This is a genomic window from Microbacterium sp. SW12 (assembly GCF_055391095.1).
In genome coordinates this window covers 1,363,625-1,386,081 of the sequence record NZ_AP024335.1, presented here as the reverse complement: position 1 = coordinate 1,386,081, position 22,457 = coordinate 1,363,625, and the positions used below count along the sequence as shown (strand labels likewise).

The following is a 22,457-nucleotide window of genomic DNA, read 5'->3' as shown; positions in this document are numbered from 1 at the left end:
CGAGGCCCTAGTGGTTAGGGAGTAGGGCCCCGGTCATCCGGTGTGGGCTCAGCCGACCTGGTCGGTAAGCACGAACTGTCCGTCCTCGACGACCAGCCACTGGAAGCGCGGGCGGTCGATACGACGCTCGTCGTTGTAGGTGGCGGTGCCATAGATGATGGACGGGATATCGGTGCCGTCGCGCAGGGCGTTGCGGATGCCCTCACGGTCGAGGGTCTCGGCGTTCTCGGCCGCCCACGCCAGTTGCTTCAGACCGTCGTAGGCGTACGCGGCGAACAGGTTGGGCGCGTGCCCGAACTCCTCGGTGTAAGCGGTCACGAAGCTCTCGACCGCCGGGTCGTCGGACTCGGGGTAGAACGTCGTGTCGACGTACACACCCTCGGCGGCATCCTGGGCCAGATCGAGGAACTCGGCGGAGTAGTTGGACCCCACAGCGAGGAACGGAACGTCCAGGCCCGTCTGCTCGGCCTGCTGCACGAGGAGGGCGGTGGTGCCGTAGTACGTGTAGAAGATCACGACGTCGGGGGCCGCGTCGCGGGCCTGCACGAGCTGCGGGCGGAAGTCGGTCGAGGTCTCTTCGACGGGCGAGCTGTAGACGATCGTGTCGCCGTTCTGCTCAGCCTGATCCTGCAGCACCTCGAACGCCGTGTTGCCCCAGTCGGTGTTGAGGTAGAAGACGGCGATGTTCGAACCGATCTCGTGAGCGGCATCCTCGATGACCCGGGCCTCGACTGCCTGCGTGACGGACGGGCTGAAGATGTAGTCGCCGGTCGCGGTGAACTCGGGATGCGAGTTGGTGATGCCCAGCTGCAGCAGACCCGCGCGCTGGTAAATCGGGCTCGCGACCATCGAGGTGGCCGACGAGAAGTCACCCAGCACCGCGAGGACCGAGTCGTCGCTGACGAAGCGCTGCGCGATCGTGGTGGCCTGGCTCGCCTCGCCCTGGCTGTCTTGGAAGTCGATCTGCACCTCGCGGCCGTTGACGCCGCCGGCGCCGTTGATCTCGTCGAGGGCGATCGCAAAGCCTTCCTGCCAGTTCTCGCCGTACTCGGCCTGGTTGCCGGTCAGGGGACCCGAGACGCCGAAGACGATCGGTTCGGTGCTGTCGGCATCCGTACCTCCGCTGCTGGAGGCGCAGCCTGCCGCGACGAGTGCTGTCGCGGTGAGTGCGGCGGCTGCCGCAAGGGTGCGCGTGCGCAGATTCATGCTGACTCCTGGTGAGAAGGGATGCTGTGGCGCCGTGGAATACGGACACTGCCGCTTTCGTCGTGAAGCGGCCTGGCTATCTTGCGCTCCGGCCGCCGAGATCACGCAGTCGGGCCGTCATGAAGCGAAGCATTTCGTCACATTCATCCGATTCGACTGTCACAGATCGCGCTTCATGCGGCGTCCAGACGACCGTTTGTGACAGCCGAATTCGCGTTTCGGCCCGGAGTTGCCTAGACACGAAGGTATGTCTGCCACCTCCGCGATCGCGCTCGTCGGCGGGGGGCCGCGCGGCGTCTCGCTGCTCGAGCGCGTCGTCTCGGCGCTCGCCGAGCGCGCGGACCCCGACGCGACCCGCATCGACGTGTACCTGATCGACGATGTCGAGGTGGGCGCGGGCCGAGTGTGGCGCACAGACCAGACGCGCGAGCTGTGCATGAACACCCTCGCCGATGCGGTGACGCTCTTCACCGACGACTCGGTGCAGATGGTCGGCACCGTGCGACCCGGTCCGACGCTGTACGAGTGGGCGATCCTCGCTGCCCACGCCGAGGCGCCGGATGCGCGGACGGCCGAGATCGTGGCGGCCATTCCTGCGCCGCGTCGGGCGGGATTCGCCGAGGCGCCGGTGCGCGCCGGTTTCGCGTCGGACTACGCGGGCGAACTCGGGGCGCTGCGCCCAGAGTCGCATCCCAGCCGGTCGCTGTACGGCGAGTACATCGCCTGGGCGCTCGCGCGCGTCATCCGTGTGGCGCCGGACGGTGTCCGGGTGCACACGCGCACCGGGCGCGTGGGGGCGATCGTCGAACGCGGCGGACGTCAGGAGCTGCAAATCACGGATGCCGAGGGCGGCGCGACCGAGATCACCGTCGATGCCGTGGTGTTGGCGACAGGGTGGCTTGCGAACCTTCCCACAGCCGAGGAGCGGCAGCTGTCGGCATCCGTCTCGGCTCGACCCGCGCTCGTGTGGGTGGCACCGGGGAACCCTGTCGACCAGGATCTCTCACGCGTGCCCGCGGGCGAAGACGTCATCATCCGGGGCCTCGGGATGGGATTCTTCGACACCGTCACACTGCTCACTCTCGGTCGCGGCGGACGGTTCGTCATGGATGCCGGCGCGGCGGGTGGTCTTCGGTACGAGGCGTCGGGCGCCGAGCCGATCCTGTGGGCGACCTCACCCCGGGGTGTGCCGTACCGCGCCAAGACGCTGTACGGGAGCCTGCCGCCGCGCGCACCGCAACGGCACCTGCGCGCCGTGCTCGATGCCGGCCTGTCGCGGCCGATCGACGTCGAGGGGCTCCTGTGGCCGGCGATCCGCAAGGACGCGTTCGAGGCGTACTACGAGACGCTGCACCGGACCCGTCCCGGGGCGCTGACCGGCTCGTGGGACCAGCTGCGGGCGGCGATCGCGGCGGATGCCGGTGACGCCGAGTCCCTGGCCGCGGCTGTCGCACCGTTCGTCGCCAACTCCTCGGATCTGTTCGATCTGACCGCCGCACTCGACCCGTCCCGCCGATCCTTCGCCGATCCTGAGGAGTTCGACACGTGGGTAGCGGCGTTCCTCGCCGATGACCTCCGCGAAGCCGAGCGCGGTGCCGACTCGCCCCTGAAGGCCGCCCTGTGGTCGATCGGGTCTGCTCGGCAGCCCGTGAGCCTGGCCGGAGCGTTCGGGGGGTTCGACGCGGCGACCCGACGCGGAGCGTTCGGCCGACTGCTCTCGATCGGCGGGATGTTCGGGTCCGGTCCGCCCGCATTCCGCAACCGCCAGCTTCTCGCGCTGCACGCGGCGGGCATCGTGCGCTTCCTCGGTCCGCGCCCGCAGCTGAGCATCACCGACGACGGCTTCCACGTCACCTCCGCGCGGGTTCCGGATGCCGACCTCACCGCCCGGACCCTGATTGACGCGTGGATGCACATGCATGACGCGGGCTCGAGCGCCGATCCGCTGGTGCGGTCGCTGACGGATGCCGGGCGCCTGCGCGTGTTCCAGGTCGCCGACCGCAACGGCGGGCTCGGAGCAACCGGCGGCATCGACATCGACCCCGACACCGGCCTGCTCATAAGGTCGGATGGCACGCTTGATCCGGCCGTGCACGTGGCAGGCATCCCGGTTGACGAGGTCGTGCACGACACGATCATCAGCCCCATGCCGGGCACGAATCCGACCATGCTGCGCGAGACCGACCGTGTCGCGCGCAGCGCCGTGCGGATCGCGCTGCGCGCGGCATCCGTCTCGCCTCCAGTTCCGCTCGCAAGGAGTTCTGCATGACCGCATCCGGTGTTCGCCCCCACGCCCTCGTCACCGGCGCGACCGGCGGCATGGGCGGTGAGATCGTTCGCGAGCTCTCGCGCACACACGAGGTCATTGCCGTCGGGCGCAGCGCCGATGCGCTGAGCGAACTCTCGCGGCAGACCGGCGCCACCCCCTGGGTTCTCGACATCACGGATGCCGACGCCCTGGCCGCCCGCACCGCCGAGCTCACGCGCCTGGATGTTCTCGTGCATGGCGCGGCGATCGCGGCCGTGCACACGACCGAGACCGCAACGCCCGCGGACTGGGAACGCCAGTTCGGCATCAACGTGTTCGCGCCGGCCGAGCTCACGCGTCAGGTGCTGCCGCTGCTGCGCGAGAGCCAGGGCACCGTCGTGTTCATCGGGTCGGGAGCAGGCACGCGCCCGGTTCCGGGGCACGCCATCTATACGGCATCCAAGCACGCGCTCCGCGGCTTCGCAGACGTGCTGCGGATCGACGAGCAGCGCCACCGGGTGCGGGTCGTGACGCTTGCGCCGGGCCAGACCGACACGGGGATGCTGCGCACGCAGTCGGCCGAAATGGGCACCCCGTACGAGCCCGAGCGTTACATCAAGCCGTCGTCGGTCGCGGCGACGGTCCGGTTCCTCGTGGACGCCTCCCCCGACGTCCACCTCACCGACATCGCCGTGCGCCCTAGGGTCGAGATCGCGCGCCTCTGACATCGCCGGCTCGGCGCGAGGAGGTGGCTAAGTCCTCACCCGCGGGGCGGATTGCTGTGCGGCTGTGCGCAGCATCCGGTTCCTGCCGCCGTTCTCACTGAGTTGGCGACGGCCGACGACGGAGCCGAGCCGACACGAATCCCAAGGTCGGATGCCGGCCCGGCTCTCTCGCCCGACCGGTTCGGCCCGGCGCGCCGGTGTCGCTAACTCCTCACTTCCGGGCCGAGCCCGCGCGACGCCACGCCTGGCATCCGGCTCGCCCGCCGTTCTTGCTGAGTTGGCCACAGCCGATGACTCGCACGGATGCCGTCACGAATCGAGAAGACGGATGTCGCGGCATCCCGCTAGCGTGTGCTCATGCCTACACCGACGACGCACGCCGCCGACGCCCATGACCTCATCCGCGTGCACGGCGCGCGCGAGAACAACCTCAAGAACGTCGACGTCGAACTACCCAAGCGGCGTCTCACGGTGTTCACCGGAGTGAGCGGGTCAGGCAAAAGCTCGCTCGTGTTCGGCACGATCGCCGCCGAATCGTCGCGGATGATCAACGAGACGTACTCGACGTTCATCCAGGCGTTCATGAATACGCCCCCGCGTCCGGATGTCGACGTGCTCGAGGGCCTGACGACCGCGATCATCGTCGACCAAGAGCGGATGGGCGCCAACGCCCGGTCGACCGTGGGAACGGCGACGGATGCCAACGCCCTCCTGCGGATCCTCTTCAGCCGCGTCGGCCAGCCGCACGTCGGCGGCCCGCAGGCGTTCTCGTTCAACGTCGCCTCGGTCAGCGGCAAGGGCGCCGTGACCAGCCAGACCGCCGACGGCAAGAAGGTCGAACGGCGCAGCTTCACCGTCACCGGCGGAATGTGCCCGCACTGTGACGGCATGGGGCAGGTCAGCGACATCGATCTCGCGCAACTGTTCGACGAGACGAAGACGCTCGCCGCCGGGGCGCTCACGGTTCCCGGATACACGGCCGATGGCTGGTACGTGAAGATCTTCGGCGGAGTCGTACCGATGGATGTGCCGATCAAGGACTTCACCGAGCAGCAACGGCACGACTTCCTCTACGGCGAGCCGCGCAAGATCAAGCTCGAGAACATCAACATGACCTACGAGGGTCTGGTGCCGAAGATCCAGAAGTCGTTCCTGTCGAAGGACGTCGACTCGATGCAGCCCCACATCCGCGCGTTCGTCGAACGGGCCGTCGCGTTTCAGCCCTGCCCCGAGTGCGGCGGTACTCGCCTCAACGAGGGGGCGCGGTCGTCGAAGATCGCCGGCAAGAGCATCGCGGATGCCTGCGCCATGCAGATCTCGGACCTTGCCGCCTGGGTGAAGGGCCTCGATGAACCGAGTGCCGCTCCCCTGCTGCGGAGCCTCGGCGTCCTCTTCGACTCGTTCGTCGACATCGGCCTCGGCTACCTCTCGCTCGATCGCGCATCGGGGACGCTCTCGGGCGGCGAGGCGCAGCGCACCAAGATGATCCGGCACCTCGGGTCTGCCCTCACGGATGTCACGTACGTCTTCGACGAGCCCACGGTCGGACTGCACCCGCACGACATCCAGCGCATGAACCGCCTCCTCGAGCAGTTGCGCGACAAGGGCAACACGGTGCTCGTCGTCGAGCACAAGCCCGAAACGATCGCGATCGCCGATCACGTCGTCGACCTCGGGCCCGGCGCGGGATCGAGCGGCGGGCAGATCATGTTCGAGGGCACGGTCGACGGCCTCCGCGCCTCGGGAACTCTCACGGGGCGGCACCTGGACGATCGGGCGCAGCTGAAGGCATCCGTCCGCCAGCCGTCGGGGGCGATCGAAGTGCGCGGCGCGAGCTCCCACAACCTGCAGGACGTGGATGTCGACATCCCGCTCGGCGTCTTGGTCGCCGTCACCGGGGTCGCGGGATCGGGCAAGAGCTCGCTGATCCACGGATCGGTTGCCGGCCGCGAGGGTGTCGTCGCGATCGATCAGGGCGCGATCAAGGGCTCGCGCCGCTCGAGCCCCGGTACCTACACGGGGATGCTCGAGCCGATCCGCAAGGCGTTCGCGAAGGCGAACGGCGTCAAGCCCGCGCTGTTCAGTGCGAACTCCGACGGCGCGTGCCCCGTGTGCAAGGGGTCGGGCGTCATCGTGACCCAGCTCGGACCCATGGAGCAGGTGGAGACCCCGTGCGACGTGTGTGAGGGCAAGGGCTTCGATGAGGCGGTTCTCGTCCATCTGTTGGGCGGCAAGAACATCGTCGAGGTGCTCGATATGTCGGCATCCGACGCTGCGGAGTTCTTCGGCTCGGGCGAGGCGAAGGTGCCGGCGGCGGCCTCGATCTTGAACCGGATGGTGGATGTCGGGCTCGGCTACATCCGGATCGGCCAGCCGCTGCCCACCCTCTCGGGCGGGGAGCGGCAGAGGCTGAAGCTCGCGGTGCACATGGGCGAGAAGGGCAGCGTCTACGTGCTCGATGAGCCGACGACGGGTCTGCACCTCGCCGACGTCGAGAACCTCTTGGGCCTGCTCGACCGGCTCGTCGACTCGGGGGTGTCGGTCATCGTCATCGAGCACCACCAGGCGGTCATGGCCCATGCGGACTGGATCATCGACCTCGGCCCGGGTGCCGGACACGACGGTGGCCGGGTCGTGTTCGAGGGCACGCCCGCCGACCTGGTCGCCGCCCGCTCGACGCTGACCGGCCAGCACCTCGCCGACTACGTCGGCGCCTGAGATCCGCCCGGTCGCTCCCCGGTCGTTGAGCGAGCGAAGCGAGACGAAACGCCCCCCGCCGCATCCCGGTCGCCTCCCCGCGAAGTTCGCAGAATCGATGCGTTGATGCGTTGATGCGTTGATGCGCTGCTCGTAGAATGGCGCCATGCGCACGACTCTCGACATCGACGACACCGTGCTCCGTGCGGCACGCGCGCTTGCTGCACAGACCGATCAGTCGCTCGGTGCAGCTGTCTCGGAGCTGGCGCGACGCGGCCTCGGCGCAGAAGCCCCCCGTATTCCCCAGGGGTTTCCGACTCTTCCCCGGGCGGGCGGGAGTCACGTCATCACCGATGAGCTGGTCGCCGAACACCGCGACGACGTCGCATGACCATTCCGCTTGCCGTACCCGACGTGAACGTCCTGCTCGCGCTCATCTCCCCGGATCACGTCCATTACCACGCTGCCCACGCGTGGTTCTCCGACACCACACAGTGGGCCACGACGCCCTACACCGAAGCAGGGCTGGTGAGACTCGTGCTCAATCCGGTCGTCGTGGGCGCGACGTTCACCGCCGCAACTGCGCTCGAGGTCCTGCGAGGGCTGCGAGCCCTGCCGCTCCACCGATTCCTTGCGGATGACTCCAGCCTGGCAGCCCCCCATATCGATGTGGCGGCACTCGTCGGTCACCGACAGGTCACCGACTATCACCTCGTGAACCTCGTCGCCCGAAAAGGTGCGCAGCTGGCAACGTTTGACTCCCGGTTGGTCGCTTCCCTCGCCCCGGAGGACCGCCGACACGTGACGATCATCCCGGCCTGACCGCCCCCGCCCGCCCGGTCCCCGCTCCCACCGCACCCCGCTCCCACCGCGCCCCGCTCCGCTCACTTGCCGCAACACGCCGCAACTGGCCCGCTGGCCCCACAGTTTGCGGCAAATGAATGTACCGTGGCCTCGCCCGCCGCCGCATCCGGCTCAGGCCTTGTCGGCGTCGGCCTTCTCGTAGGAGGCGACGAGCTCGAGTTCCTTCTGCTTCTTCGGGAGGAAGAACCAGACGACCGCGGCGCCGATGGCGATGGCGATCGCGCCGAAGGCGTAGGCCGCGATCGACCCGGTCTCCAGCGACTGGCGGGCGGCGGTCAGGATCTGGTCTTTGTACTGCGGGTACTGGTCGGCCACGTGCAGCGCCGAAGCGTACGAGGCCTGCAGCGCCGCGACGACCTGGTCGCTGATGCTCGAGGCCTGCGAGGACTCGGAGATGAGCTTGCCGAAGTGGTGGGCGAAGCCGGCGGCGAGGATGGCGCCGAGCACGCCCTGCATGATCGATCCGCCGAGGTCTCGCTGCAGGTCGGCGGTGGCAGAGGCCATCCCGACGCGGCGCACCGGGGTCGATTCGGTGATCGCCCGGGATGCCGGGGTCATCGCGAACCCCGCGCCGATCCCGATCACGAGGTAGGCGATCGAGACGTACCAGAACGGGGTGGTCTCGTTCCAGAAGAGCATCGTGATGAACCCGAACAGCACGAACAGGTAGCCGATCATCATCGTGAAGCGCGATCCGCGGGTGAGGACGAGCTTCGCGGACTGCGGCGCGACCAGCAGCAGGCCGACACCGGCGGGCACGATCGAGAGGGAGGCATCCAGGGTGGAGTACCCGAGGATGTTCTGCTGGAACTGCTGCCCGACGAACATCGCCCCCATGAGCGATCCGAAGACGATCATGCCGCCGGTCGCGGGCGCCCAGAACATCCGTCGCCGCGCGACGCGCAGGTCGTAGAGGGGCGAGGATGCCGTCGCCTGCCGCCACCCGAACAGCCCCAGCAGCACCACGGCGGCGATCAGCAGGATGAGCCCGAACGTGGCGGTGTCGGGCACGAACACGGTCGAGAGCCCGAGCACTATCGATCCGATCATGAACACCGAGATCACACCGCCGAGGTGGTCGACCTTCTCGTTGTTCTCGGCGACGTGGCTGGGCACGAACATCCACACGAGGATGAATCCGGCGAGGGCGAAGGGGACGGCCAGCAGGAACGCCGAGCCCCACCAGAACCACAGCAGCAGTACGCCGGCGAGCACCGATCCGACGACGGTCGCGGTGGCGCTGACCGCCGACCACAGCGCGATCGCGAGGGTGCGCTGCTTGCCCGGTCCCCACAGGGCGGTGATGAGCGAGAGGGTCACGGGGTAGGCCATGCCGGCGGCGATGCCGGTGAGGATGCGCGCGACGATGAGCATCTCGACGGATGCCGAGAACGCGGCGACGAAGCTGATGACCACCGTGAGGCCGAGGCCGAGGACGAGCAGCTGCTTGCGTCCGTACCGGTCGGCGACTGCGCCGAGGTAGAGCACCGACATCGCGAGGCCCAGCGAGCAGCCGACGGCGACGAGGTTGAGCGCGGTCTGCCCGGCGCCGAACGCATCCCCGATGTCGGGGAGGGCGATGTTCGCGGCGGCGAGGTTGATGTTGCACACCAGCGCGCCGAGGATCAGCGCCGTCAGCACGAGTTTCGGCCGCGGCGGCGCGGCGGGGGTGGCGGGCACGGATGCTGCGGCGTCGGTCACGCGACAACACTAGCGATGCTCGGTCGGCGGCATCGGCATCCGTCGCCAACTCCTCAATACCGCGGCCCGGCGCGGCATTCGGCGCGCAGGACCCCCGCGCCGCCGACGGATGTGAGGAGTTGGCCACACGTACCGCAGGCCTCCTCGCGCGGAGGAACGTCGTCGGGACCTTACGGACGGGGACTCTGGTCGCGCATCCGCCCCGTCTGGTGTGCCCAGATCGCGATCTCGACGCGGTTGCGGGCGCCGAGCTTGGTCATGAGGCTCGCGATGTGCGTCTTGACGGTGCTGAGGGTGATGTAGAGGTTCGTCGCGATCTCACTGTTGCTGAGCCCGCGCGCGACGTCGGCGAGCACCTGCTCCTCACGCTCGGTGAGCGGTTCGATCGGCTGCGGAACCGGCGACGGGGCCGCAGCGCTGAAGACGTGCAGCAGCCGCACTGTGACGTTGGGCGCGATCAGGGCGTCACCGTTCGCGGCAGCGCGGATCGCCTGGGCGAGCAGTTCGGACCCGGCATCCTTGAGGAGGAATCCCTTGGCTCCTGCCCGCAGCGCGTCGAACACGTATTCGTCGAGGTCGAAGGTCGTGATGATGACCACCGCCATCGGGTCTTGGATGTCGGGACCGGCGAGCATGCGGGTCGCCTGGATGCCGTCGAGGCCCGGCATCCGGATGTCGAAGAGGCACACGTCCGGACGCAGCCGGCGCGCCAGCGCGACAGCGTCGTTGCCGTCGGATGCCTGCCCGACGACCTCGATATCGGGCTGTGCGTCGAGGATCATGGTGAGCCCCGTGCGAACGAGCTCCTGATCGTCGGCGATGAGCACGCGGATGGTCACGGAGCCCATCCAACACGAGGGAGGGTCGCGGTCACAGCCCACCCGCCGTCCGGTCGCGGGCCGGCTTCGCAGGTGCCGCCCAGCAGGGCCGCGCGCTCGCTCATGCCGATGAGGCCGAAGCCGGGCGCGGGCGGCGCCGCCAGGTCGCCGTCGTTGACGACGCTCAGTCGCACGCCGGTCTCGTCGGCCACGGCGACCACCTCGACCCGGGTCAGGTGACGGGAGTGACGGAGGGCGTTGGTCACTGACTCCTGCGCGATGCGGAACACCGCGGCGGCAACGGGCGGAGGGATGCTCACCTCGGCCTCGCTGACAGCGACCTCGACCACGACGCCACCGGGTGTGGTTCCCGCGAGCTGTGCGATGTCGCCGAGGCCCGGACTCGGGGCGAGCTCGGCCGTCTCACCGTCTCGCAGCACGCGCACCATCGACCGCAGCTCGCGCAGGGTCTTGGCCGCCTCGATCTCGATCACGCGGAGCGCGTCCTGCGCCGCGGACGGGTCGTGCGGTGCGACCGCGGTGCCCGCCTGCGCGCGGATCGCGATCGCCGTGACGTGGTGCGCGACGGTGTCGTGCAGGTCGCGTGCGAGCTGCTCCCGTTCGTGCATGCGGATGCGTTCCAGCAGGCGCAGACGGGCGCCGGCGCGGTAGCGAAACGCCATGCCGAGCAGGACCGACATGAGCAGGAGGGCGAATCCGCCGACCAGCTCGAGAAGTCCCCCGCCTCGCACGAAGGTGAGACTGAGGCTCGCGATCACGAGCACCGAGCCGATCACGAGGTCGCGCCCCGACGCCCAGCGGAACAGGGCGTAGACGATCACCATCAGGAACAGGCTGGTCGTGAGGCTCGCCACCGGAAGCACGATGTCGATCGGCAGTAGGACGATGCAGAGCATCCACAGCGGCTGAGTGCGACGCCACAGCAGCGTCGGCGTGACCGCGAGGACCACCGCCGTCGACAGAAGTGGGTTCACGAGGTCGGGGGTGAACACGCCTTCCACGACCACGAGCACGGCGACGAGGGCGAACAGCACCCAGTCCCGCCATACCCGACGTGGCGGCGGCGGCACGGCGCTCGGCGCCTCCCAGGCTGAGCGCAAGAGCCCACTCACCGGGTCAGGATACAAGTGCACCACGCTCCGCCGCCCGCGACGTGGCGGCGACCCGGCGCCTGATGATGATCTCGGCCACGAGGCAGTTGAGCACGAACCCCGCGCCCACCACCCAGGTCTCACCGGATGCGTCGGGTTCGCCGAACGGAATCGTCCACAGGATCGAGACGAGCGCCTGTGTGCCGCCCGAGACGGCGATCGCGAAGGCACGGGTCGACCAGGAGCCGTGTGCGGTGAAGTCGCGGCGCACGATGGCGATCGCCGACATCGTGAGGAACACGAGCATGACCGCGCAGAAGAACAGTCGCACCATCGCGAGCGGGAACTCCTCGTCGGGGCCGCCGAAGAAGACCGCGAGCCAGGCTCCCGACACCGCCGCCACGAATCCGAGCGGCAGCAGCACTCGGCCGGCTGCTCGATGCCACCGGCGCCGTGCCCGCAGCGCGGGCGAGAACTGAAACGCACCGGCCACGCAGAACACGCTCATCGAGACGATGTGGGCGACCATCGCCACGGTGGATGCCCACGCGAGGGCATCGGCTGCGGGAGCACTGGCCTCACGCAAGCTGAGGGCGCCACCGATGATCGGAAGCGCGCTCAGCAGCAGCAGTCCGCTGATGGCGGGCCATCCGGACCTCGTTCGCGGCCGGGCATCCGGTGCCGCCGGCAGCGGCGGTGCGTCTTTCACGTGAGAAGGCATGACTCGATGCTCGCGTGGGTGCATCACCGCGCACATCGGCCTGGGGTACGGACTGAGGACCGTACTTTCGGCCGATCAGATCGCGGCCTTCCGGCCGATGACGGATGCCGTGCACGCGGCGCATTCTCGATGTCATGCACACCACGACGACCATGCGCGCCGCCATGCAGCGCCAGTACGGTCCCCCTTCCGTCCTCGAAATCGCCGATGTCGAACCGCCGGCTCCGGGCCGCGGCGATGTGCTCGTGCGGGTGCGGGCGGCGTCGGTGCACCCCGGCGATTACTTCGTCATGACCGGCGAACCGTACATCGTGCGCCTCGCTTTCGGTCTGCGCCGGCCGCGCCATGCCATCCGCGGCATGGACCTTGCGGGCGTGGTCGCGGCGGTCGGTGAGGATGTCGAGGGCTTCGAGCCCGGCGACCTCGTGTTCGGGTGGTGCACGACCGGGTCACTTGCCGAATACGCCTGCGTTCCCGCGAGGAACCTCGCGCCCGTGCCCGAGAACCTGTCGCTCGCGGAGGCCGCCGCGGTGCCGACCTCCGGCATGACGGCGCTACAGGCGATGCGGGATGTCGCGCGCGTGGCACCGGGACAGAAGGTGCTCATCGTCGGGGCATCCGGCGGTGTGGGGTCGTTCGCCGTGCAGATCGCCGCGTCCCTGGGTGCCGAGGTCACTGGCGTGTGCAGCGCCGGCAACGGGGAGCTTGTCGCCTCGCTCGGCACCGACCACGTCATCGACTACGCGGCATCCGATTTCACCGCGCGGGAATCGCAGTACGACGTCATCCTCGACAATGTCGAGTCCCGTCCGCTCAGCGTCGTCCGTCGAGCCCTCACCCCCGCCGGCACCCTGATCCCCAACAGCGGGAAGGGCGGCCGCCTGCTCGGACCGATCGGACGAGTCATCCGCGCCCATGTGCTTTCCCTGTTCACCCGCCAGCGCCTGCGACCGTTCACCTCCGTCGGCACCCGAGAAGACCTGCTCGCTCTGGCCGCGCTCGCCAGCAGCGGTCAGCTCACGCCGGTCATCGACCGCGTCTATCCGCTGGATGCCGCCGCCGATGCCCTTCGCCACGTCGCGACCGGGCATACGCGAGGAAAGGTCGTCGTCACGATCTGAGTTCGCTGACGGCATTCACACCGCGCATCGCGCACCCCGACCTGCCGCCGCCCTGGCGGATGGAACACCCCTGACACCGAGAAGGACCCATGACCACCTCACCCACCACGAAACCGCTCGCCACCGCGCTTGTCCCCGTGCAAGCCAAGCTCGCCGCCGCCTGGACGAGCTTCATGTTCCTGGTCATCTATGTCGACTACTACCACCTCCACAAGCCGAACGTCATCGACAACATCCAGGCGGGTCTGGTCTTCGAGTTCCCGATCACGCCGGCGCTGATGACGGGATTTCTCACGCTCACGGCGATCCCGTCGGTGATGGTCGTGCTCTCCGCGGTCCTTCCCGCCCGCGCGAACCGCATCACGAACCTTGTCGTGGGCGTTCTGTACGTGCCCGTCACGGTGTTCAACGCCGTCGGCGAGACCTGGGAGTGGGCGCCCTTCTATGTCGTCTCGATCGGCATCGAGCTGGCGCTTCTGGCGTACATCCTGCGCTCGGTCTGGATGTGGCCGCGCACCGCCAGCCGACAGAACGCCCGCTCGTGACATCCCCCTTCCCCACCCTCTTCCTACGGAGCACCATGCACACCCGCACCCAACCGTTCACCCGCGCCGCGGTTCTCGCCGCCGCAGTCTTGCTTGTCGCACCGCTGTCGGCCTGCGGACAGATCCCGTTCTCAGGACCCATGACGACCCAGACGCGAGAGCTCGCCGAGGTGGATGCCGTGGACCTTCGCACCAGCGGCGATCTCACCATCACGATCGGCGAGGAGGAATCGCTGACGATCACCGCATCTGCTGTCGCGATCTCGGCGCTGACCTCCGACGTCGACGAGGGCACGCTGGTGCTGGACTACGGCGGCGGCGCGTTCGGCGTGAGCCGGATCAGCTATGACCTCACCGTGCGTTCCCTCGATCGTGTGCAGGTCAGCGGTTCGGGGAGCGTCTCGGGCGCCGGCGTGCTCGGACCTGAGGGGGTCGTCGAGATCACGGACTCCGGCAGCCTCGCGCTGACCGACACTCACACGCAGGGCCTGACGGTGAGGATCGACGGATCGGGCAGCGTCACCCTCGACGGTTCGAGTGTGTCGCTCGACCTCTCCATGGACGGGTCGGGTGACTTCTCGGGCGAGGATCTGCGCACCCAGAAGGCGTCAGCCTCGATCGCGGGCAGCGGCTCCGCGTGGATGTTCGTCACCGACACCCTCCGTGCCAGCGTGAGCGGCAGCGGCGGACTCACCTATGCCGGCGATCCCGTCCAGGTCGCGACGGATGTCACGGGCAGCGGCACAGTGGAGATCGCTGCACCCCGGTAACCCGCAGGGGCGGGATGTCGCGTCAGCCGGTGTAGACGTAGACGTTCTCGCTGATGGGGGTTGCCGTGGAGGGCACCTCGACGTCGTCGGAGTGCCAGCCGAACGTCCCCAGGTCTGCCCCCATCACCTCGCCGTTATGCGGCGCCCCGCAGCCTGCGACCCAGTCCTCTTCACCTGACGACGCGGCGATGAGACAGACGTTCCCCGCCGCGACCGTCTTCACGAGCCAGAGCGACACGTCCTCATAGGTGCCCACGAGTCGAGCGGATTCGACCTCCGGCCTGCCGTCGCCGGTTGACACCTCGTTCATCTGGTCGAGAATATCCTGCGGCGGCTGGTCGGCGGCGGTGGCTTCCCGTTCGAAGATGGGGTAGTCCCGGTAGGCGGAGCTCACGCCGGTGCAGGCGGCAAGAGCGAGCGCTGCAACGAGCGTTCCGGTGGTGGCGGTCAGTGTGCGTCGTGTGAGTGGGCGCATCGTCCAGTCTCATCACAGATCGAGACGGATGTCGAACCTCCGCCCACACGACACCGTGCGAAATCACCGCACGACGTAGACGTTCTCGGCGAGCTTGACGGCTCCATCCGGCGCGGGGTCCCCGTCGGGAACCAGCTGGTACGCCGCAGAGGTCCCTCGGCCGACCTCGAGAACCCCCCGAGATGCGCATCCGGTCGACGCCCTGTCGTAGGCGACCAACACGAGACAGTACTGGGGCCCCTCGGTTCCGATCCCGCGCACGGCCCACACTTGCGTGCCGTTGTCGTCGCCGGCGTACCGCGACATGCTCTGCGTGAGATCCGCAAACAGGTCACTCGCGGCGTCGGGCAGCGTGTCGATGTCTTCGGCACCACTGTCGAAGATGCTGTACGTGTAGGTGCGCGGTGAGTTCGTCGGCTCCGGTGCCGCATCGGTGCATCCGGCGAGCCCGAGCACGCCAACAAGAGCAACAGCAAGTACTGCGATCCCCCGATGCATGCGCCCAGTGTGGCACAGCACCCAAGCCCCCAGGAACGCTGAAAGGCCGGGACCCCCAAGCGGGGATCCCGGCCTTCCTTTGCTGTGTGGTGCTACCGGCTGTGACGCGGGTGGTGCCGGGTCTTAGCGGCCCGAGAGCTTCTCGCGCAGGGCCGCGAGTGCTTCGTCATCCGCGAGCGTGCCGACGGGGCTTTCGCTCGAGTACGAGCCGGAGCCCGATGCGGACGAACCGCTGTAGCTGTCGTCGGCTTCCTTGGCGGCCTCGGCCTCGGCGGCCTTGGCAACCGTGGCCTTGTGGGCTTCCCAGCGAGCCTGGGCTGCAGCGTATTCCTGCTCCCACTTCTCGCGCTGTTCGTCGAAGCCTTCCTTCCACTGGTTGGTCTCGGGGTCGAAGCCCTCGGGGTACTTGTACTCCCCGTTCTCGTCGTACTCCGTGACCATGCCGTAGAGGGCCGGGTCGAACTCGACACCGAAGGGGTCGATGGACTCGTTGGCCTGCTTCAGCGAGAGCGAGATGCGGCGACGCTCGAGGTCGATGTCGATGACCTTGACGAAGACCTCTTCGCCGACCGAGACGACCTGCTCGGCGAGCTCGACGTGCTTGCCCGAGAGCTCCGAGATGTGCACGAGGCCCTCGATGCCGTCTGCGACGCGAACGAACGCACCGAACGGAACGAGCTTGGTGACCTTACCCGGTGCGATCTGGCCGATCGCGTGGGTGCGGGCGAACACCTGCCACGGGTCTTCCTGGGTGGCCTTGAGCGAGAGCGACACGCGCTCGCGGTCGAGGTCGACCTCGAGGATCTCGACGGTGACTTCCTGGCCCACCTCGACGACCTCGGATGCGTGCTCGATGTGCTTCCACGAGAGCTCCGAGACGTGCACGAGACCGTCGACGCCACCGAGGTCGACGAACGCACCGAAGTTGACGATCGACGAGACGGTGCCCTTGCGGACCTGGCCCTTGTGCAGGTTGTTGAGGAAGTTCGAACGCGACTCCGACTGGGTCTGCTCGAGCAGCGCACGGCGCGAGAGCACGACGTTGTTGCGGTTCTTGTCGAGCTCGAGGATCTTCGCCTCGATCTCCTGACCCAGGTAGGGGGTCAGGTCACGGACGCGACGCAGCTCGATCAGCGATGCGGGGAGGAATCCACGCAGGCCGATGTCGACGATGAGTCCACCCTTGACGACCTCGATCACGGAACCGGTGACAACACCGTCGTTCTCCTTGATCTTCTCGACGTCGCCCCAGGCACGCTCGTACTGGGCACGCTTCTTCGAGAGGATGAGGCGGCCTTCCTTGTCCTCCTTCTGGAGAACCAGCGCCTCGACCTGGTCGCCGACGTTGACAACCTCGTTGGGGTCGACGTCGTGCTTGATGGAAAGTTCGCGCGAGGGGATGACGCCCTCGGTCTTGTATCCGACGTCGAGGAGGACCTCGTCGCGGTCGATCTTGACGACGGTGCCCTCGATGAGCGAGCCGTCGTTGAAGTCCTTGCCCTTGAGGGTTTCTTCGACCGCGGCCAGGAAGTCCTCAGCAGATCCGATGTCGTTGATCGCAACCTGCTTGGTGGCCGGGGCGGTCGTTGCAGTAGTCATGTAGTGGGTTGTCCTTGGATGGTGTTGTAGTCGGGGCCAGGATGCTTTCCGTTCGTTGAGCGAGCGAAGCGAGTCGAAACGCGCCTCTCGGTCGTTGAGCGAGTAAAGCGAGTCGAAACGCACTTCACACGCACGGATGCCGCACCAAGGCCAGGTGGATTGGGTTATGCGATGTCACTCCCCCGCGTTCCCGCGGGCAGGCATGCAGAACGAAGCCCACGAGTGACACTTCAGGATATCAGAGTCGACGGGTGAATTGAGGTACCATCACCCTCCGTGCCGGCCGTCTGGATTGAGGTGCTGCACGGAGGACGAGTTAAAGCGGAAGGGCGGGTCCGCCGCTGAAACCAACTCGATGGCTCTCAAGGAACCGTCAGCCATCGTCACGGCGATGCGTTTCCTAGCTTCGTGAAACTCCCGTCGACTTCTATGCCGAGTGCCCTGATGAGGTTCGCGTGCAACGACACAAATACCCCCACACCTTCAGCGCTCAGCGTCGATCGGTCATTCTCGACCAGCCAATTCGCGACTGCCACCTTAGACGGAGCCTTTAGCCCGACGCTCTTGATCCAGTCGTACATCCACTTCGCAGCCGAAGCGCCCGTCTCTGCTCCAATCGGTGGCACTTCTGGAAGATCGCTTGCAGTGACTCCTGGATTGCACTCAGGAAGCAGCGCCGAGATCGCAGCCCTGTAGGCGTCCGGCTCGAGGGCGTTCTCGATCCCCGGAAATCCCAACTCAGCGATCAGGCTCTCTGGCACGCCTGCATCTGTGAGGGCAGTCTTCAGCTTCGCCCCGCCATCATCACCGTCGACGAGGTATGCGACGTGGGCAGCCTCGAGGTCGAGTTTCGGCAGAAAGTCGTTCGGTACTTCGGACAGTCCTGGCGCCACCTGATAGGGTAGATCCGCCTGTCCAGTTGCGGAACGTATCAGCGTAGGTAGAAGGATCATCTCGGTGGCCCCTCGGCCAGGACGACGTAGCGAGCGGGCGTGAAGGCAGCGGCCGCTGCACCCATTGCAAGCATCAGAGGCGAGTAGCCTGCTGCACCTTGCCAGAAGCTGTTCTTCACGTCGCTCACTTGGAAGTTGTCGTGACGCGGTACGACAACACGAATCCCAGTGCCAAGGTCGGGCGGAAGGCACGCAGGACTGTGGGTCGTGTAGATGACCTTGATCGCGTGCTCCTGCGTGACGAACATATTGACCAGATCCGCTTGCGCATCGATGTGGAGATGGTTCTCTGCCTCGTCGATGAGCAAGATCGGCGCACGCTCCGAACCATGAACCTTCAGGAAGGCGATCAGAGCGACGAACATTCGGAGACCGGCACTGCGCTCGTCGAAGACTGTGATGTTGTCGCCGTCCTCCATGAGCTCGATGCGAAGCTGATCACCGTCAAGCTCAAAGTGGACAGCCAGCTTCGACTGTTTCCACGCTTCGTCGAAGATGGCGTCCATCCGCTTGTTGGCCTGGACGATCGCCGTTCGTCGACGCGCAATGTCTCCTGTTCGAACGAACTGGAGAAGCTCTGCGAGGTCGAGTGACGCTGTGCCCGCAAGGTTCGCAAGCGCGACTGGGGTGTCGTTGATCAGCGCGTCGTCGAATGTGTACGCGGATTGAATTGAGCGATCGGCCTAGTCGAAAAGGATGAAGTCCGGCGTGCGCCTCCAGATGCGGTCGCGAGCGGCTGGAGCGGGGTCTTCTCGCTCAGACCACGCGATGATCGCATCGAAGGCCGCACGCAGCGACTCCGCATCGACGTCGTCAGCAAGCGTTACACCCCGGAGGGATTGCGCAGTCTGAACTGCTTCGGCAGGAAGATCACTTCCGACCTCCCCGACGGCAGCCTCGACAGCCTCGACCACGGAGCTGAGCTCCGCCCTGTAATCATGCGGATCGTCAGACCCCGGATCGACATACGCAGTGTTTGGATCGATCCAGTCGTCAAGGTCTTCTTTGACGGCTGCTGCCTTAAGCGTGTCGAGTGCATCTTGGAGTGGCCGCACGGACTTTCGAGGCGCTGGAAGCAGGTCGACGATGAGCTTGTCTCCGGAAGCGGAGCGTGCAACGTGGGCGCGAGTCGGTTGCTCGTGCAAGTCGAGATCCGCAAGGGCAGTGCGATCTTCCTCTTCCACGATGTAGTCGAAGGTCGTCACACGGGTCTGATCGGTTACTTCGGTAGCTCGCGAACGCTGAGGCACCGGCACGGCGGTCTCGCCATCGACGTGAGCGAGCGCCTTGAGCAGGGTGGTCTTACCTGCCTCATTCGGCCCCACGATAGCGATGACCTTCGCATCCAAGTTGATCTTGGAATCGACGATCCGGCCGTAGCCCTGGACGTGAGCGGAGATGAGCCTCATAGCCTCCACGCTCCCGGTACTGCTCGTGCGTAGTCCTCGATGCCAATGGCCTCGAAGTGGCGCTTGGCAGACTTGATCTTGTCGCGCTCAGTCGGGCGGAGCTTCGAGTCATCGAGCGTGCTCTTCGTCTCGCGGATCATGTAGATCCGGTCCTCGCCGTCCTCCTGCTTGATGATCGCCCAGTCAGGGTTGTACGGCCCGACGGGGGTGTCGATCTTGAACTTCGCAGGCAGCTTCATGAACAACTTGATGTCCTCGCGCGAGTCAAGCAGCTCCGCGAACTGGCGCTCGACATCGGAGTCGAAGACGACGTAGTCGAAGTCGGTCTTCTGGGTGTGCTGCACCTTGTACATCTGGTCGAGGAAGCGCTCCTTCTCCTCCTCACCGTCCTTCTGCAACTCACGCAGTTCGTATACCGAGCCCGCGATCCGCTCGTACTGGACGCCATCGACAAGGAGCGCGCCGAGTTCCGCTTTGAGCACGCGCTTGGCCATCGCAATGAAGTCGTTCGGGTTGCCGATGAACTCGCTCAGCCGTTCGCTGCCGATCAGGATGTCGACGATGGTCTTGCGAGTGAGGGAGGTCGCCTCCTGAAGCTCCGTGATGATGTCGGGCAGGTCGTAGCTGCCCTTGAGGTCGGCCGAGCGGGTGCCGAGTTCTTCACCCTTGGCGCCACCTCGAAGCACCTTGACCCCGGCGCGGCTGATCTGGATGCGCAGCGCGTCGATCTTCGGCGCTTCCCGTATCGCCCGGATGGCGTTCTCGATCAGCTGATCGCGACCGACCTTGACGCGGTAGGTGGTCTTCTGGCTGATCGTCTCCCAGAACTCCTCGAACTCGGGGGTCGAGTAGAGCTGCTTGTTGAGCACCCGTGGCTGACGCTTGCTGACCGGCTTGACGTACTTGCCGATGTTGGCGCGTTCGACCAGCTCGATGATGATCGTCTCGGCCCAGGCGAAGTCGACGGGCAGGCCGAGGTCGAAGCCGAGCTGGTTCGGCTGGAACTTCGGCGTGACCGTGCCGTCCTTGTCGATGAAGCCCTTGTCCTTGAGGTGCTCCCACACCAGAACGGAGCGCTGGTAGCCGAACTGATCGTCGGTGAGCGCACCGTTCTCGTCCTGCAGCGGGATCTTCGAGAACTCGGCCCGGCGCACCCGGCCTATCTCGACACCGGCGTCCTTGTACTCGCGCTGGAGCGCGTCCGCGAACTTCGTGTACGACTCGTTCGCCACGACCGTCAACGTCGCGACGCCACGGTCAGCCACACGGGTGTAGCCGTCAGCGGTCTTGGCGACGGGGAGGCGCAGGCCACGGCCGAGGGTCTGGCGGCGCTCGGTCTCGGCACCCATCTCGCGCAGGGTGCAGATCTGGAAGACGTTCGGGTTGTCCCAGCCCTCGCGCAGGGCAGAGTGGCTGAAGATAAACCGCACGGGCTCGTTCTCGTCGAGCAGGCGTTCCTTCTGCTGCATGATCAGTTCGTAGGCGTCGTCATCGGCCTTGGTGGTCCCAGACGAGTCCTGGAAGGTCGTCGTCTTGCCGCGTTTGATCTGGGAGAAGTACGCCCGGCGCAGTTCACTCGGCGCCTGCGGCAGCAGCTCCTGGTAGCGCGCGGACTTCGCGCGCTCCTCGACGAAGACCTCATCGAACCACTGCACGAAGTCACCGCTCGCATCGTCGTTGTTCGTGCCGTCGCCCAGGTAGCTGGCGACCTTGTCCACGAAGAAGAGGCTGAGCACCTTAATGCCCTTGGCGCGCAGCATCGATTCCTTGCGCAGGTGCTCGCGAACGGTCTCGCGGATCATCTCCTTGTAGATCGCGCCGGCCGAAGCACCGATGCTCTCGCCCTCGTACAGGAACCCGTGGGTGGTGAGGTCGACGTAGGCGGGCTCAATGCTCATCTCGTTGATGCGCCAGCCCTCGTAGATCGGGTTGTTCGTCAGGCGTGCATCCGACAGCTCCTGGTGCTGCTTCACGCTCACGACCCGACGCTCGAGCGAACCATCGGCCTTGCGGCAGGACAGCTCCAGCCGGGCCGACCACGACGGCTCACGCCGCACCTCAACCAGCTTGATATACGGCGTCGCGTCCGCGCCCTGCTGGGCCACCTCGGCCACGACGATCTGCTTCACCAGACCGAGATCGTGGGCATCGACCGGGTCAAGCCGGTAGACGACGTTGCGCTGCTTCTTGTGCGTCGCGCTGTAACGCAGAGTGAACACCGGATCGAGTTCACCGACCGCTGACTGCGAGAGCTGCGACTCCATGTTCTGCGGCTCGTCCATGATGACAACCGGGTGGGTCGCCTTCAGATAGTCGATCGGGCGCAGACCGTTCAGCTTGTCACGCGTCTGGTGGATGATGCGGGTGTTCGCATTGCCACGGATCGAGTCAATCGTCATGATCAGGATCTGCACGTTCGTCGAGGTCGCGAACGACTGCACCTCCTCAGCGCTCTTACCGCTGTAGATCGAGGCATCGAAGGTGATGCCCTGCGGCTTGTAGAGGTTCTCGAAGTGCTCGCGCATGAGCCGGATGCTCGTGCTGACACCCTCACGAATCGCGACACTCGGCACCAGGATCACGAACTTCGTGAAGTTGTAGCGGACGGCCAGATCGAAGATCGTGCGCAGGTAGACGTAGGTCTTACCCGTGCCGGTCTCCATCTCGATATCGAAGTCGAGCGCGTCGCCCGCTAGTGCCGGCGCCACCTCAAGGCCGTTGCGATCCTGCACTCGCTGCAGGTTCGCGAGGATCAGGTCACGATCGAGCACCAGGCTGTTGCCGACCGCACCAACCTCCTGCGTGAGATCGATGTCGAGCGCGGCCTGATCCGAATCAGGAAGTACCGCCGCGCCACGCAGGGTCGTGACCAGCTTCTCCGCATCCTTCGGCTGCCCGTCGAACAGGTCAACCACGGACGCGATCGCATCCAGCTGATACGGCTGACTGGCGTCGAACTGAAATCCTGATCCGCTCGCTGTGCCGTTCTTCATAC

At 66.6% G+C, this 22,457-nt stretch carries 20 protein-coding genes; 8 read left to right on the top strand and 12 right to left on the bottom strand.

Translation table 11 applies throughout. The features are described from left to right. Positions 1–48: 48 nt before the first annotated feature. Entirely contained in the window at positions 49–1,206 is a 1,158-nt protein-coding gene (locus MICSW_RS06950; protein WP_292729313.1) for an ABC transporter substrate-binding protein, read from the bottom strand. Positions 1,207–1,453: 247 nt separating this feature from the next. Between MICSW_RS06950 and MICSW_RS06945 the strand changes: the two genes are divergently transcribed. From MICSW_RS06945 to MICSW_RS06925, 5 genes are all read left to right on the top strand, one after another. Then, complete coding sequence (locus MICSW_RS06945; protein WP_464498069.1) at positions 1,454–3,475, top strand: FAD/NAD(P)-binding protein; 2,022 nt, start codon at positions 1,454–1,456, stop codon at positions 3,473–3,475. Further along, a complete protein-coding gene (locus MICSW_RS06940; protein ID WP_464498066.1) occupies positions 3,472–4,179 on the top strand; it encodes an SDR family oxidoreductase in 708 nt (235 codons plus the stop codon). The genes MICSW_RS06945 and MICSW_RS06940 overlap by 4 nt, the downstream gene beginning before the upstream one ends. 357 nt (positions 4,180–4,536) lie before the next feature. Continuing rightward, positions 4,537–6,897: an ATP-binding cassette domain-containing protein gene (locus MICSW_RS06935; protein WP_464498064.1), complete on the top strand. Its 2,361-nt coding sequence runs from the start codon at positions 4,537–4,539 to the stop codon at positions 6,895–6,897. A gap of 145 nt (positions 6,898–7,042) precedes the next feature. Next, entirely contained in the window at positions 7,043–7,267 is a 225-nt protein-coding gene (locus MICSW_RS06930) for an antitoxin (RefSeq protein WP_228178998.1), read from the top strand. Further along, positions 7,264–7,698: a TA system VapC family ribonuclease toxin gene (locus MICSW_RS06925; RefSeq protein WP_464498060.1), complete on the top strand. Its 435-nt coding sequence runs from the start codon at positions 7,264–7,266 to the stop codon at positions 7,696–7,698. The genes MICSW_RS06930 and MICSW_RS06925 overlap by 4 nt, the downstream gene beginning before the upstream one ends. A 153-nt stretch (positions 7,699–7,851) precedes the next feature. Here the strand turns inward: MICSW_RS06925 and MICSW_RS06920 are convergent, their stop codons facing one another. The 4 genes from MICSW_RS06920 to MICSW_RS06905 form a co-directional block, all read right to left on the bottom strand. Further along, positions 7,852–9,441, bottom strand: coding sequence for an MFS transporter (locus MICSW_RS06920; protein ID WP_228178996.1), 1,590 nt, complete (start codon positions 9,439–9,441; stop codon positions 7,852–7,854). 170 nt (positions 9,442–9,611) lie between these two features. Then, the gene (locus tag MICSW_RS06915; protein ID WP_464498056.1) at positions 9,612–10,280 is read right to left on the bottom strand and encodes a response regulator; all 669 of its coding nucleotides are present in this window, start codon (positions 10,278–10,280) and stop codon (positions 9,612–9,614) included. After that, on the bottom strand, positions 10,277–11,392 hold the full coding sequence (locus tag MICSW_RS06910; RefSeq protein WP_464498053.1) for a sensor histidine kinase: 1,116 nt from the start codon (positions 11,390–11,392) through the stop codon (positions 10,277–10,279). Before MICSW_RS06910 ends, MICSW_RS06915 begins: the two co-directional genes overlap by 4 nt. 4 nt (positions 11,393–11,396) lie before the next feature. Then, complete coding sequence (locus MICSW_RS06905; RefSeq protein ID WP_464498049.1) at positions 11,397–12,092, bottom strand: DUF2306 domain-containing protein; 696 nt, start codon at positions 12,090–12,092, stop codon at positions 11,397–11,399. A gap of 134 nt (positions 12,093–12,226) precedes the next feature. Between MICSW_RS06905 and MICSW_RS06900 the strand changes: the two genes are divergently transcribed. The 3 genes from MICSW_RS06900 (at position 12,227) to MICSW_RS06890 (ending at position 14,528) form a co-directional block, all read left to right on the top strand. After that, positions 12,227–13,213 carry an NAD(P)-dependent alcohol dehydrogenase gene (locus MICSW_RS06900; RefSeq protein ID WP_348681448.1) on the top strand — a complete coding sequence of 329 codons (987 nt, stop codon included), beginning with the start codon at positions 12,227–12,229 and terminating at the stop codon, positions 13,211–13,213. 89 nt (positions 13,214–13,302) lie between these two features. After that, positions 13,303–13,758, top strand: a complete 456-nt coding sequence (locus tag MICSW_RS06895; RefSeq protein WP_228178991.1) for a DUF6326 family protein — start codon at positions 13,303–13,305, stop codon at positions 13,756–13,758. Between the two features lie 35 nt (positions 13,759–13,793). Further along, entirely contained in the window at positions 13,794–14,528 is a 735-nt protein-coding gene (locus tag MICSW_RS06890) for a GIN domain-containing protein (RefSeq protein ID WP_347424341.1), read from the top strand. Positions 14,529–14,550: 22 nt separating this feature from the next. Here MICSW_RS06890 and MICSW_RS06885 read toward each other — a convergent pair whose 3' ends face one another. From MICSW_RS06885 to MICSW_RS06855, 7 genes are all read right to left on the bottom strand, one after another. Next, entirely contained in the window at positions 14,551–15,003 is a 453-nt protein-coding gene (locus tag MICSW_RS06885; RefSeq protein WP_464498041.1) for a hypothetical protein, read from the bottom strand. Positions 15,004–15,066: 63 nt separating this feature from the next. After that, a complete protein-coding gene (locus MICSW_RS06880; RefSeq protein WP_464498038.1) occupies positions 15,067–15,501 on the bottom strand; it encodes a hypothetical protein in 435 nt (144 codons plus the stop codon). A 123-nt stretch (positions 15,502–15,624) separates the two neighbouring features. Continuing rightward, positions 15,625–17,100, bottom strand: coding sequence for a 30S ribosomal protein S1 (gene rpsA, locus MICSW_RS06875; protein WP_443476352.1), 1,476 nt, complete (start codon positions 17,098–17,100; stop codon positions 15,625–15,627). 383 nt (positions 17,101–17,483) lie between these two features. Then, entirely contained in the window at positions 17,484–18,053 is a 570-nt protein-coding gene (locus MICSW_RS06870) for a hypothetical protein (RefSeq protein ID WP_464498034.1), read from the bottom strand. Beyond that, positions 18,050–18,559 (bottom strand): AAA family ATPase, encoded by a 510-nt coding sequence (locus MICSW_RS06865; RefSeq protein ID WP_464498031.1) that lies wholly within the window; start codon positions 18,557–18,559, stop codon positions 18,050–18,052. The genes MICSW_RS06870 and MICSW_RS06865 overlap by 4 nt, the downstream gene beginning before the upstream one ends. Positions 18,560–18,736: 177 nt before the next feature. Beyond that, positions 18,737–19,462, bottom strand: a complete 726-nt coding sequence (locus MICSW_RS06860; RefSeq protein ID WP_464498028.1) for an AAA family ATPase — start codon at positions 19,460–19,462, stop codon at positions 18,737–18,739. Further along, positions 19,459–22,455: a restriction endonuclease gene (locus MICSW_RS06855; RefSeq protein WP_464498024.1), complete on the bottom strand. Its 2,997-nt coding sequence runs from the start codon at positions 22,453–22,455 to the stop codon at positions 19,459–19,461. The genes MICSW_RS06860 and MICSW_RS06855 overlap by 4 nt, the downstream gene beginning before the upstream one ends. Positions 22,456–22,457 lie beyond the last annotated feature (2 nt).